Consider the following 12,626-nt stretch of genomic DNA (forward strand, 5'->3'; position numbering starts at 1 on the left):
TTTCCATGATGCGATACGGGCTTTATACCGGTTGGCGGAGCCGGGTGTTCGACACAGTCAATCTGCTTTTTCTGCTGCTGCTTATTATGACGATGATCATTCCTTTTCTCAATACGCTGGCGCTCGCTTTTTCCACCAATTTCGCTTCGATGCAGCCGGGGATCGTCCTTTGGCCGAAGCAGTTCGGGGTACAGGGGTTTACGACGGTGTGGAGCCGGATGCAGCTGTATGTGCCTTTTATGAATAATGTGATTGTCACGGCGGTCGGCACGGTCCTACACGTACTGCTTTGCTCGCTGGCGGGGTACGTGTTGGTGCAGAAGGGGCTGCCGGGCAAAAAGCTGATGCTTTCCCTAATCCTGGTGACCATGATGGTGCCGGGCGAGGCGATTATGATTCCTCTTTATGTGATCAACAAGGAATTGGGGCTGCTGAATACGCTCAACGCACTGATTATTTCTGGGCTCATTTCGGGATTCAGCGTGCTGCTGATGCGCAACTTCTTTCAATCGGTGCCCGGAGAAATGGCGGAGTCTGCGAGAATGGACGGTGCGGGGGATTTCAGGATCTTTTTCCGGATCTATATGCCGCTTGCCAAATCCGGCCTCGCTACGGTCTCGCTGTTCGAGTTCGTCAGCCGTTGGAACCAGTTCACTCCTGCGCTGCTGTATATCAACAACCATGCCAAATACACGCTGCAGATCGCTTTGAAGTCGCTGATTATCGATACCGACGCCACGTCGAGCAATTTTATAATTACAAATAATGTCCGGATGGCGGGGATTGTCATTGCCCTGCTTCCGCTGATCGCCATTTATCCTTTTGTGCAAAGATATTTCGTCAAAGGCATTATGGTGGGAGCGAATAAGGAGTAGACACCAGGCTTTGTGCACAGAGAGGGAGGAGAGCGTATGAATAATTCCGGGAAAAAGGGTGCCGCCGCAGTGTACACGCGCCGCATCGAGCGGCAGGAGCAGTCATCGTATGTGGAGATTCCGTTTGAAATGCCGGCCGGAGTGGAGGAGCTTCATGTTTCGTATGAAGTGCAATCCCACGGGGAGGCAAAGGCGGTGATCGACCTCGGCGTCAGGGACGTGCACAGGGTAAGAGGCTGGAGCGGCGGGGCGCGAAGCGGATTCCGGATCGGCCGGGAGCAGGCGACTCCCGGGTATCTGCCGGGCGGGCTCGAGCCGGGGGGCTGGGCGGTGCTGCACAACGCGTACCAGGTGCCCGAGGAAGGCTGCACCGTGACGGTCACGGTTGAGCTTGTGACGGAATCGCCCCGCTGGCTGAAGGGTGACCTGCATATGCACAGCGTGCACAGTGACGGGAGCTTCACGCTGGAGGAGAATGCGGCGGAGATGGAGCGGCTGGGCTGCGATTTTCTTGCGATGACGGATCATAATACGTGCAGTCAAAATTTTGCCTATCCCCGTGGTACGGGGCTAGTAATGATTCCGGGCATGGAGGTCACGACGAATTTCGGCCATGCCAATCTGCTGGGAGTAGCGGATCCGTTGGACGATTTCCGTGTGGCCGGTCAAGAAGACGTTAACCGCAGACTGCGGACGGCGCGAGAGCGAGGCGCGAGTATCGTGCTGAACCATCCGCACTGCGATTATTGTCCTTGGCTTTGGGACTTTACTGTGGACCATGATTGGGTAGAGGTATGGAACGGCCCTTGGCGGGAGTCGAACAACCGCGCGCTGCAGTGGTGGGACGGGCAGCTGCGGAAAGGCCGCCGGTTGGTGGCCGTGGGAGGAAGCGATACCCACCGGCCCGACCCGTTTGTGAGGCATGGTTCGCCGACGACGTTCGTTTATGCGGAATCCCGGACGGTGCAAGGCATACTTGCCGGCATAGCAAAAGGCCGGGTGTGTATGGCTTATGGGCCGCAGGGGCCCTTTGTGGAGCTCGGCTGCGGTGAGTACATGACAGGCGACGTTGTGCCTGTGATTCCTGCCGGCCATGCGGTGAGCATGCGGGCCAAAGGCGTTCGCGCCGGCGACCGGGTGCGCCTGATCAGCGATCGGGGACTGGAGCGGGAATGGGTAACGGCGGCGCAGGACCTCAGCGAGGTCCCGCTTGAGGAGAAGTTTACGGCCACAGGCCGGAAGTATGTCCGGGCCGAAGTCTGGCGATGCTTTGAGGAAGCGGGAGGAGCGCTGCTGCTTGCCGCAATGACGAACCCGATCTATTTCGGGGAATCTATTTGACACTATTCTTCCGACGAGGTGAATGACCTATGAAAACATTTCCGCTCATTACCGCGCACACCGGCTGTATGGGAACGCCGGACAATACTTTGCGTTCAGTCGAAAGCGCGTTGAAGCACGGAGCCGATGTGGTGGAGGACGATATCCGAATCACCCGGGACGGTGTGCTTGTACTTGCGCACGATGATGCTGTGAGCCTGCCTGATGGAACCAGGTACAGCATCTCACAGATGACTTACGCCGAATTAAGCGAACTGGATATAGAGGCCCACAACGGCGCGCCGGGAGAAACGATGCGCATCATCAAGCTGGAATCGGCTCTGTCCCTCATTCAGCCGTCCGGCAAACTAATGAATCTCGACCTGAAATCCGACGATTGCGTCGAGCCTGTTTCCAGATTGGTGGAAAAGAACGGACTGCTTGATCAGGTGTTTCTGTCCGGCTGCGAGGCCGGCCGGGCGCATATCGTGCAACAGCTCAACCCGCGCCTGCGCAAGCTGCTGAATGCCGAACACCTCTACTTTCAAACCCTGCCTTACAGTGAAGCGGTCAAGCTGAACTGCGAAGACGCCTTGAGCGCAGCATGCATTGGCATCAACATTCATTACAGCGCAGTCGCACCGGAGCTTCTGCAGTCTGCTGCCGGGCATCGCCTTCCGGTATACGTATGGACGGTACACGAGGAAACGGAGATGAGGCGCTTTCTTGCCGCCGGCGTGCACTCTATTACGACACGGAACGTGGAGGCTTTGGTGCGGTTGAAGCGGGAGACAGTGGTATAAACTTCTTTGCGTGTTATGAGATGGTAAACGATTGTGTTACTCAGCAAGTGATTAATGCAAATTTACATAATCTAGCCGAGAAAGCTCTTGCCTTTAGGCATGGGATGAATCGGCTTAGGATAAGGGCTGTCATTAGACAGCTTATTTAATCCTACATTTCTGCAAGTTTTGTGTTGCGATTATATATTCATACCGATACCATCAGACTATGGGACTAGACTATAGAAGAACTGCAACAACCGTATCCCTAATCAACTCCTATTGTCCACGATATCGAAGAAAAGTATGGGTCAAACCAGTGGAAGATTGATGTAGAAATCCAATGTGTAAGTCAAGTGCTATTACCACTTTTATTATTGTTTCATAGACCCCGCTGGTCCACATAATCAAGGCTTCCGTTCGGAAGAGGTGGCGGGAGCAGGGATCCCCCAAGTGACTGCGCCCATATACAGCAGAAACACAATACCAATGAGGATCTATGTGACCTTGATCCACGCCACAGTCAAGAGCAATATGGAAACACACCGAGGATCGCGAGGATAATCAGTATCATATTGCAAATTGCAGCTGTTAGTACCAGACTAGAGTTTTCTCATTGGGCGACTGCCATTTTTACAATAACTTTATTTGATCCTACAGTTTATTTTACATAATCTGACTATCATTGTACGTATCGAAGGTGTCAAACTTAGTTAGGGAAGGGGGAAAGGCTAATGATAGGAAAGACTTGGAGGCGTATTCTTAAGCGCATTGGAAGAAACAGGTGGATAGCTATGCCGGCATAGCTGCTATTACAGTCCAGGCGCAGCGAGCGGTTAGACGTGTCAGAAGGCTGGCGTGCAGCGAGCGGTGATGATGATGTGTCGGAGGGCTGGCGCCCAGCCAGCGACACTGATGCGTCTAAGGGCTTGCGTGCAACTAGCGTAATGATCTGTTGGAGGGCTGGCGAGCAGCGACGGTGAAGATGCGTCGGAAGGCTGTCGCACAGCGAGTATGCACAGTCACTACACCAGAAGCGGTATCCGAGAGATACCCTTTTTCTTAATTGGGGGTGAACAGGAACATAGTTTTAATACAAAACAGCAGTTTCGGGACAGTTTTTGTTTGGAATTTTTACAGATAATACCGAGATAATTAATATGGGTACTACCCTTTTGTTCATTTGTATCATTCTCGAACCAGGACGTACCTTTAATCTGATCATTACACAGTCGTTAAAAGCATCGGGCGATGTCCGATTTTCAGCATTGATGGCAATCATCTTCCCGTTCTTATTAGGTATACCTCTGGCATACCTGCTTTGCCTACGATTCCATATGGGACTCACTGGATTGTGGTGGACAATGGCAATCGATGAATGGTGCAGGGCGATTCTCCTGGCCATCCGTTGGAAGAGCCGTGTGTGGGAAAAGAAAATACTGGTTAATAATATGGAATCTGGATTATCGATCAAAGGATAGTGATAATCTCCCCTGATGAATTTCATGCGAAAAGTACACTAGTAGAAATGTAGTGGCTGCTGTAAGCCCTTAAATGAGTCAGTTTTGTCTAGGATTCCATGGGGACTTTAATAAGATACTATCCAATGTGAAATTAAAGTTACCTATCTTTTGTTCGGCATTAGCTAAACGGTGTAAGAATAATCCAACTCCAGCTGAGCCTGTTCCAAAGTGAGTTGAAATTCTAAATTTGTCTAATTTATCTGCATGCCTCCCATTCCAATTGCAATCGCTCTTTTAAATCGTTTATAATTGGAACTACTTGAAAAATAAACTATAATTTTCCTTATTGCAAGAGAAAATACGGATTTCCTAATAGCTATCCAATCTCGGTATTTGTCTAAATCCTTTCCATCGAAGAAAAAAAGAGCGCGCCGGCCACAAAGCCGGAACACTCTTTTGTTATTTACTGCAGCACATACAGCTGCACGTCCTGGAAACCAAAATTGGCTACCATATCTCTATGACCGGGAATGAAAATATCAATGCGGTTTCCTTTAATCGCGCTTCCCTGATCCGTAGCGTAGGCAACCAGCCCGCCGTCAGGCAAGTTTTTGAAGTTATAGCCGGTAATAAAAACTTTGGATCCCATCGGGATGACGGCAGGATCGACAGCAATGGTTCCCAGCTTCAGCGGGTTGCCATAATAATCGACAGCTCCCCATCCGTTCTCTTCAGGGGAATCCGAATAAGCGGAGGCCGTCATCGACATAATCTTCTTATAAGGCAGGGCTTGTCCGGAAACATTCACGGTATTCGCAGATGCCGAAATGATATTTGCGGACGTTGATGCTTGACTGGCCTGAACAGTGTTCGCCTTAACGGGGGCTGCGGAAGGCAGGGTCAACACTAAGCCGGGGTATAAATTCAGAGGATCGAGTTTCGGATTGGCGGCCATCAGCTCTTTTAAAGGAAGCTTCAGCTTGTTCGCAATAATCCAGTACGTATCTCCCTCCTGAATCGTGTAGCGGACATCGGGAAGGTTCAGGGTTTGCCCTGTCTGCAGGTTCAATGGATCTACTCCCGGATTAGCCTTTTGTATCGACTCCAGCGGAATATTTTTGGCTGTTGCAATTTTCCACATAGTATCGTCGGGCTGAACCTGGTAAGTTGCTGCGAATGCGGGTGTCGCAATGCTTGCGATCGATAGACCTAATGCCAGAGTAAAAAAAGTTTTCCTGGTGAACCGTTTCATGTTGCTCCTCCTTTTAATGGGCCTGCGAGGTTAGTTGTCGGGTTTGGGATGAGGATACATCCCTTCGCTAAAGCGATTCACCCCAAAGACGCGGCTGCGTCATGAAGCTCTCCCCCGCACTTTGGAAACATGGAAATCCTTCCAAAGTTTTGGCATTTTTCGAGATTTATCGTACCATACCTTTCTTTTTTGATGAATATGTAATTATTGGTAAAATGTTTAAGCCTGCGTTTTATTGGGTAATAAGGGGGTTGTTTCAGCCATCAGCTTGCATTGCCGCAGGTATTCAGTCCGTCAGCGCAGCAGCTCGCTTTTTACCATGCCGTAGGCATTGCGGTCGCCTTTCTTGGCGTAGAACCTGAGGCCGTCCAATCCTTTGAAGAGCAGGGCACATCGCAGCCTTTCTTCGAATTTGGGAATCTCGCGCCCCTCGCTCGTCCAAACATCGCGCACCATTTGAGGAATTTGCAGCTGAGGGGTCCATAGATGCTGTGTGGCCAAATCGAACACAAAGTCTCCGTACATGGCCATTTCCCAGTCGACGATGCCGGTCACGGTGCGCCCGTCCGTCAGCATGTTCCCCAAGTGGAAATCTCCGTGCACGAGATAGCGTTCTCCGGGCGAACATTTGGCGAGGTCCATCATGATGGCATACAAGTGCTCGAATACATCCCGCTCCAGGAAACTATGCTCAAACAGCGAATACCAACCTTCCCAAAAACCGGATTGCTCTTTCAGAAAAAAAGACTCGAGAAATTCCAGCCAGCTGCCATAAACTCCGTCTCCCGAGGGCTGGATCCACCCGTAACCTTTGGACTTGCCCAGGGAGACCCGGTTGATTGCAGAGAATTGTTTTACCAGGTCGGGCAGAATCTCCTTCACTTCATTTTGCGGGCAGCTGACGATCGACCGTCCAGGAGCTTTTTCCGCAATGGAAAAGTATAATTCGCCCGCCCTGCCGACCTCCAGCACCTTCGGAACCGGTATGCCCTGTGATGAGAACGTTTCATGTATATACCGCTCTTTCTCAAAGCCTTCCCCGCTGCCGTTAAAATGGATGACGAATTCCTTGTCTTGATGGCTGTAGCTGAAAACTTTGCTCAATTCCCCTCCTTCGATCGGATGGAGACGGGAAACCGGCCCGTTCAAAAGCTTTTGCAAAAAAGCTTCCGCCGTGCTGATATTCATTTCCGGTTTAAACGTACTCATCCTCCATCAGCCTCCCGCTCTTGTCCTAAGGACGTTTTTTTGGTCGATATTACCATGGGTTTATTCGTTAATTATGGATTATAATTGGTATCGGTTAAAAATGTGGCAGGGAAAGGAACTGGAATGAAAAAAATCTCCATCATTTTGTGTGTCGTCATTAATGCGTTCATCTGGTCAAATGTAATTGCGTCTGCTGCGGATTTTACGGACATACCGGGAACAAGTCCTTATCTTCCCTATATTGAAGAGTTAAAGAAGCTGGGGATCGCGGACGGCATTGCTGACGGGTTATTCGGTCCCGAACAGGCCATGAGCCGGGCGCAGTTTGCCAAATTTGCGGCGGGTGCTTTTCGGTTGAACGACAATGGGGGCCGGGTTCCGTTTACGGATATCGGGGGCCATTGGGGCTCTGTGTATATACGTGCCGCTTATGAAGCGGGTATCGTGGACGGTGCAACGGAAACGGCATTTTTGCCGGATCAACCCGTCACCAGGCAGGAGGCCGCCGCCATGGTCTGGAGATATGCCCGTAAACAAGGGCTGTATCCCGACACAAGCTCGAGCTTTAAGGAAAAGCCCGACACCTGGGCGCTGGAAGCGGTCAGCAGCGTGATTTCCCATAAATGGTACGGAGCGGACGTTAAGATGGCTTCCGGCGTATGGTCCTACCGTCCCAAGGAACCGATGAGCCGTCAAGAAATGGCTGCGCTGCTTGATTTGGCGATGAAGGAGATGCCAGGGTATGTGAAGACATACCTCACTCAAGAGAAACCGATGTATAAAGCCACTTATTTATGGAATACCGGCCAGCTTCTGAATAATAAAGCCGAAGTGTTTCAGTTTCTTCATAAAAACGGCGTCAATCTCGTTTACCTGCAGATGGATCCGGATGTTGCCCCGCAGGATTACGGCAGCTTTATCGAGGAAGCCGGCACGCTTGGCATGGAAGTCCACGCTTTGGGCGGAGCGCCCGACTGGATTTTGCCGGAGAACCGGAATAAAATGGACAAGCTTGTCGACTGGGTTAAAACCTATAATGCAGGCGCTGCGGTCAACCGGCAGCTTAAAGGAATCTGTCTGGACGTAGAGCCGTACATTTTGCCTGTGTGGCAGCAGGACACAGACAGGATGCTGGGCTTATGGAGAGATACGGTAGACACTTTCGTCAAAGAAGTGAAAACAGGCGCCCCCGGCTTGACTGCTGGTGCTCAGCTGCCGTTCTGGCTGGAAATGTTGAAAGTATCCGACGGGAACGGCGCACAAATCCCTTTGTCCGACTGGATGATCCGCAGGCTGGACCAGGTCACCCTGATGGCTTACCGTGACAATGCAGCCGATATTATCAGCATCGTGGAGAATGAACTGAACGCAGCGGAGAAACAAGGCGGAAGCATTATCATCGCCGTCGAAACACGGCCGAGCAGCGAAGGGCCCATCACCTTTTATCCCTATGGACAGGCTTTGATGCTGCGGGAGATGGATAAAGTCATCGGTACGATCCATGGCCGCGCCTCTTTCAAGGGATATGCAGTCCACGACTACGAAAGCTGGTATAGCCTTAAGGATTAGAAGGGCGGTATCTCTTAAGCCCCCTAATTGGAGAACTTTGCCGCCATTCCGCAGCATAAAGCCCCCGGCGCTGCCTGCCGGCAATCCCGAGGGCCATGAGTGCGAACCGGCCCAATCCATGCAAGCATTCTCAGGGCTGGCTGGCCGGGCCATCATGCCAATCAGCCAGGCACCAGTGACCAGCCGGATGAATTATTTGATGTAGAGCCGGCTGGTTTCTTCCCAAATTTCCCCGGGCTCCAGGCCAATCAGGCCGATCTGTTCGGCTGGGAGGTCCATATTAGGAGCATTCACCAGGTTCACTTGCGGCTCCGGGCAAAAGAATCCTTCCGTCGCGTTATTGTTCCAGATCATCCATTGCTTGTAAGCCGTGCCGACATCGTAAACGAGAGTAACCCCGTTGCGCGAGTCGGTCAATTCCATCCGGTTGCGGCCGTCCTGCGGCCGGGAAGTATAATGGTTGTCCATCGGCTCGAAGAAAGGCGAGACGCCCTGTCCGCGCATGAGCTCTTCTTCCTGTTTGAGCGGTTGATATTTTCCCGTGGGCAGCATCCGTTCGTCAAGCTCCCAGCGTTCGCCGATCGTCATACGGAAACGGTAATCCGAAGCGGATCCGCCGGAAACGAAAGGCGCGTTAATGGAGGTGTGGAACGCGAGCAGGCAGGGCATGCGGTCTTTGCCTTTATTGCGCACGGTCACATGCTGAAACAGTCCTTGCCCGCTCAACGTATAGCGAAGCCTTACCGTGAAAGTGTGCGGGAAATAGCTGTACACCGGATGGCCTTCACGTATATGCAGCACCAGCGTGACCCGGCTTTCCGTCTCATCGGCCCCGAAGGATTCGACCTCCCAGGGAATGTTGTGCAAAAATCCGTGCAGATGGTTTCCCGTGCTCTTTTCGTTCACCGGGAATTCGTAGGTTTTGCCGTTCCAGGGGAATTTGCCGTCTTCATAACGGTTGGGCGGAAACAGCACCGGAATGCCGTTGATGATCGGGTTGTTCTTAAACGCTTCCATTTCGTCCGCCAAAGGCTCCTTCAAAAAGGTATACTGCTTCTCGATATCCCGGAAGGCGATCAGATTAGCGCCGGTGTCGGGCAGAACCGCAGCCTCGTAAGGTCCGGCCTGCAGCCATACCGCGCTCTCCCCCTGATAAGACTCCTCGAATGCTCTTGGTTTAGTGGACATATTTTCCTCCCTATGGTAGTAATAGATTAATAGTATCATAAAAGGAGGAGTTATTCCTCTATGGCCTGATTGGTGAAAGCGTAAACCCAGGTTCACTTGACTGTTTCAATCGCTTTTTTTGGCGTTAATGGTCACTATATTTTACCTGTTCACTTTTTTTTTGTTTTGCGCAACAATTGTAGACGGTCGTGCGTCCATTAAATGGCGCGTTCGGAAGTGTGTCTCTCAAAGGGGGAACGAAATGAAAAAGCTGGTCATCATACCTGCATACAACGAGGAAAAATCGATCGGTTCCGTGATCCGCTCAATCAAAAAGCACCATCCCGACATGGATATCGTCGTCATCAACGACGGGTCTTCAGACCGTACAAGCCAGACGGCCCGGGAGACGGGTCTTGCTTTTGTGGTGGACCTTCCTGTGAACGTGGGGATCGGCGGAGCGGTGCAGACAGGATATTTGTTCGCATATAGAAATGGATACGATATCGCCACTCAAATCGATGCCGACGGGCAGCATGACCCGGCCGATCTGGAGAAGGTGGTGCGCACTGTGGCCGAAGGTCAAGCAGACTGCTGCGTCGGGTCGCGTTTCGTCGAAAAGACGGAGTACCGTTCGAGCCTGTCCCGCCGTACAGGGATCCGTTACTTCTCCTGGATGATCAAGTGGACGGTAGGCAAGCGGATCACCGATCCGACTTCGGGTTTTCGCGCAGTCAATAAACCGGTGATCGCCGTCTTTGCGGGTTATTACCCGGATGACTACCCGGAGGTGGAGGCTGTTGTGCTGCTTGAACGTATGGGCTTCCGTGTAAAAGAGACCTCCGTGCAAATGCACAACCGGGCGGCAGGGCGTTCGTCGATCACCCCGCTGAAGTCGTTTTATTACATGCTCAAGGTATCTCTTGCGGTCCTGATTACTCGTATAAGGAATGTGACTTAACATAATGAACATTTATTTGGTGTCCGTCTTTTTTTGCGCAGCCTTCGTGCTGTTTACCGTGGAATTGATCCGCAGGCAAAAATTGGCTGAACGTTATGCTCTGCTCTGGCTCGTCCTGGGCTTGATCATGCTTTTGTTCAGCTTGTTCCCGCCCATTCTGGAGTTCGCATCGGGCCTTCTTCATATTTATTATGCGCCTTCGTTCCTTTTTTTTGTGGGACTCTTGTTTTCTCTGATTTTTATCATGCATTTGACGATCGTAATTTCCAAGCTTCACCGCAAAATGACGCGCCTCGTCCAGGAAGTAGCGCTGCTTAAGGCCAAGCTCGGAGACGAAGAATCTGCCGGTTCCGATGGCCCGGATGCTTCTCGCGCCGAATGACGAGAGGCGTTTTTGCGTGAGGAGAAGTCTGGCCGCCCGTTGTGCCGCGGCGCTCGCAGGGAGCATCGTGCTTTTGGTAAACCGCGCTTTGGGGAAAACGGACTGTCAGAAGAGTATATCGCAAGGAGTGTCGAAATGAACAGAAGCCGGTCATACAGCCCTCTGTATAATTATGCAGTTTGGATAATCATGCTGATTGCTCTTGCTTTACGGTTCCACATTGTGCTCAGCATGGACTATCAGCCTCTTGTTTTTGACCAGCTGGAATACGTGAATTTGACTTTACGTTGGTTGGAATCAGGCATTTACGCTTACAGGGATACGATGCCCAATACGCTGGTCACGCCGGGTTTGCCGGTGTTTCTTGCCGCTGTGTTCAGTCTGTTCGGCTACCATCCGCTGGAACACGGCCTGATGGCTGTAAGGCTTTCGCAATGCTTTATCGGTGTGGGGGCGGTCTGGTTTATGTATAAGCTGGGCGCGCGCTTGTTCCACCCTGCAACAGGTGTGCTGGCCGCTTTTTTCGCCGCCGTGTATTCCCAGTATGTCATGTCGGCGACGCTCATTTTAACAGAAGTTCTTTTTCTTACCTGTTTCACAGCTTTTCTCTATCTGCAGGTAAAAGTGATCCAGGAGAACCGTCCGGGGGACCACATCCTGATGGGCGTCCTGCTCGCGGTCACGGTACTGATCCGTCCGAACATTCTGCCTTTGGCGGTCATTCCGTATGTGTTTCTCTGGATCCGCCACCGGAAGCTCTTTCTCCCGATGATTGTCAGAGCGGTGGCCGCTTTTGCCGTTGTGATGATGCCGTGGTGGATCCGCAACTTCATCACTTTCCATGAATTCATCCCGATCGCGAAGGGGGAGTCCGGCAATCCCTTTCTGGGGGGGACCGACCCGTACGATAGGGGTACAATCGATTGGTCGAATATCAACCCCGAAGATCAGTTCGCCGAAGGAGTAAGACGGCTGAAGCAGGGGCTGCGCGAGGATCCGTGGCTGTGGATACGCTGGTATACGGTCGGCAAGTTCAAGGTGTTTTTTTTTCACAGATGGGTTGGGCCCTATCCGTTATATATACCCAAATGGCTTGACATGCTGGAACTAAAGCTGCACTATTTGCTCGCTTGCGCAGGTTGGGTGAGTCTTGCGGTCATGAGCTTTTTTAACCGCTCCGCCGCTTATTTATTCGTGACCGGGCTGTTATTACTGGCCATCCACAGCTGTTTTGTCGCCGTTGACCGTTATTCGTACGGTATGATGCCGTTCCTGATGCTGGGCTTAGCCCAAGCTGTGGCAGGTTCGCTGCGGTTCATCGTCAGCAGGAAAAAGAACGCCGCAGGAGTTGTTTAGCTGCCGCACACTCAGACTTGGCCGCAGCCTATGGTTAATTAAGCATGGCGGTACCGCACCAAGTTCCCTAAAAGACGCCAGCGCATCAATTTTCCTAGAACATTCGGCATTGCCCCAATTCCCCTGCTATACGCAGTATTATGGAACATATCAGAAGGACCGCCAGGCGATTTTTGCCCTGACGGTTTTTTTCACGTCTCATACAAACTATAAACAAAGCGCTTGAACGAGTAAGAACCCAGGCAGAGATCAGGCTATCCCTCCGTCAAATTAACCGATAGGGACAGCCT

11 protein-coding genes, 1 pseudogene and 1 riboswitch are annotated in these 12,626 nt (G+C 51.6%); of the genes and pseudogenes, 9 read left to right on the forward strand and 3 right to left on the reverse strand.

Annotated features, from left to right (window positions below; all coding sequences use genetic code 11):
- Positions 1–5 precede the first annotated feature (5 nt).
- From ACZ5N7_RS17705 to ACZ5N7_RS17725, 5 genes and pseudogenes are all read left to right on the forward strand, one after another.
- Positions 6–875, forward strand: coding sequence for a carbohydrate ABC transporter permease (locus ACZ5N7_RS17705; RefSeq protein ID WP_464655940.1), 870 nt, complete (start codon positions 6–8; stop codon positions 873–875).
- A gap of 36 nt (positions 876–911) precedes the next feature.
- Positions 912–2,216 (forward strand): CehA/McbA family metallohydrolase, encoded by a 1,305-nt coding sequence (locus tag ACZ5N7_RS17710; protein ID WP_464655941.1) that lies wholly within the window; start codon positions 912–914, stop codon positions 2,214–2,216.
- 29 nt (positions 2,217–2,245) lie between these two features.
- Positions 2,246–2,998: a glycerophosphodiester phosphodiesterase gene (locus ACZ5N7_RS17715; RefSeq protein ID WP_464655942.1), complete on the forward strand. Its 753-nt coding sequence runs from the start codon at positions 2,246–2,248 to the stop codon at positions 2,996–2,998.
- Positions 2,999–3,206: 208 nt separating this feature from the next.
- Positions 3,207–3,290, forward strand: a pseudogene (locus tag ACZ5N7_RS17720) (IS200/IS605 family transposase); the annotation flags it as partial.
- Between the two features lie 808 nt (positions 3,291–4,098).
- Positions 4,099–4,458 (forward strand): MATE family efflux transporter, encoded by a 360-nt coding sequence (locus ACZ5N7_RS17725; protein WP_464655943.1) that lies wholly within the window; start codon positions 4,099–4,101, stop codon positions 4,456–4,458.
- A gap of 445 nt (positions 4,459–4,903) precedes the next feature.
- Here ACZ5N7_RS17725 and ACZ5N7_RS17730 read toward each other — a convergent pair whose 3' ends face one another.
- Positions 4,904–5,692, reverse strand: coding sequence for a LysM peptidoglycan-binding domain-containing protein (locus tag ACZ5N7_RS17730; RefSeq protein ID WP_464655944.1), 789 nt, complete (start codon positions 5,690–5,692; stop codon positions 4,904–4,906).
- Positions 5,693–5,697: 5 nt separating this feature from the next.
- Positions 5,698–5,857: riboswitch (cyclic di-AMP (ydaO/yuaA leader) on the reverse strand.
- 129 nt (positions 5,858–5,986) lie between these two features.
- Positions 5,987–6,901, reverse strand: a complete 915-nt coding sequence (locus ACZ5N7_RS17735) for a phosphotransferase family protein (protein ID WP_464655945.1) — start codon at positions 6,899–6,901, stop codon at positions 5,987–5,989.
- A gap of 123 nt (positions 6,902–7,024) precedes the next feature.
- Between ACZ5N7_RS17735 and ACZ5N7_RS17740 the strand changes: the two genes are divergently transcribed.
- Positions 7,025–8,470: an S-layer homology domain-containing protein gene (locus tag ACZ5N7_RS17740; RefSeq protein ID WP_464655946.1), complete on the forward strand. Its 1,446-nt coding sequence runs from the start codon at positions 7,025–7,027 to the stop codon at positions 8,468–8,470.
- 192 nt (positions 8,471–8,662) lie between these two features.
- Here ACZ5N7_RS17740 and ACZ5N7_RS17745 read toward each other — a convergent pair whose 3' ends face one another.
- Positions 8,663–9,658, reverse strand: a complete 996-nt coding sequence (locus ACZ5N7_RS17745) for an aldose epimerase family protein (protein ID WP_464655947.1) — start codon at positions 9,656–9,658, stop codon at positions 8,663–8,665.
- A gap of 241 nt (positions 9,659–9,899) precedes the next feature.
- Between ACZ5N7_RS17745 and ACZ5N7_RS17750 the strand changes: the two genes are divergently transcribed.
- From ACZ5N7_RS17750 to ACZ5N7_RS17760, 3 genes are all read left to right on the forward strand, one after another.
- Positions 9,900–10,598, forward strand: a complete 699-nt coding sequence (locus ACZ5N7_RS17750) for a glycosyltransferase family 2 protein (RefSeq protein WP_464655948.1) — start codon at positions 9,900–9,902, stop codon at positions 10,596–10,598.
- 4 nt (positions 10,599–10,602) lie between these two features.
- Positions 10,603–10,980: a DUF2304 domain-containing protein gene (locus ACZ5N7_RS17755; protein WP_464655949.1), complete on the forward strand. Its 378-nt coding sequence runs from the start codon at positions 10,603–10,605 to the stop codon at positions 10,978–10,980.
- 135 nt (positions 10,981–11,115) lie between these two features.
- Positions 11,116–12,336: an ArnT family glycosyltransferase gene (locus ACZ5N7_RS17760; RefSeq protein WP_464655950.1), complete on the forward strand. Its 1,221-nt coding sequence runs from the start codon at positions 11,116–11,118 to the stop codon at positions 12,334–12,336.
- Positions 12,337–12,626: the final 290 nt, after the last annotated feature.

The organism is Paenibacillus sp. JCM 18996 (genome assembly GCF_055392555.1).

Bases quoted from the DNA above. Each gene is read 5' to 3' on its own strand.
- ACZ5N7_RS17705 (WP_464655940.1), top strand. From the start codon at position 6: ATGATGCGATACGGGCTTTATACCGGTTGGCGGAGCCGGGTGTTCGAC.
- ACZ5N7_RS17710 (WP_464655941.1), top strand. From the start codon at position 912: ATGAATAATTCCGGGAAAAAGGGTGCCGCCGCAGTGTACACGCGCCGC.
- ACZ5N7_RS17715 (WP_464655942.1), top strand. From the start codon at position 2,246: ATGAAAACATTTCCGCTCATTACCGCGCACACCGGCTGTATGGGAACG.
- ACZ5N7_RS17730 (WP_464655944.1), bottom strand. From the start codon at position 5,692: ATGAAACGGTTCACCAGGAAAACTTTTTTTACTCTGGCATTAGGTCTA.
- ACZ5N7_RS17735 (WP_464655945.1), bottom strand. From the start codon at position 6,901: ATGAGTACGTTTAAACCGGAAATGAATATCAGCACGGCGGAAGCTTTT.
- ACZ5N7_RS17740 (WP_464655946.1), top strand. From the start codon at position 7,025: ATGAAAAAAATCTCCATCATTTTGTGTGTCGTCATTAATGCGTTCATC.
- ACZ5N7_RS17745 (WP_464655947.1), bottom strand. From the start codon at position 9,658: ATGTCCACTAAACCAAGAGCATTCGAGGAGTCTTATCAGGGGGAGAGC.
- ACZ5N7_RS17750 (WP_464655948.1), top strand. From the start codon at position 9,900: ATGAAAAAGCTGGTCATCATACCTGCATACAACGAGGAAAAATCGATC.
- ACZ5N7_RS17755 (WP_464655949.1), top strand. From the start codon at position 10,603: ATGAACATTTATTTGGTGTCCGTCTTTTTTTGCGCAGCCTTCGTGCTG.
- ACZ5N7_RS17760 (WP_464655950.1), top strand. From the start codon at position 11,116: ATGAACAGAAGCCGGTCATACAGCCCTCTGTATAATTATGCAGTTTGG.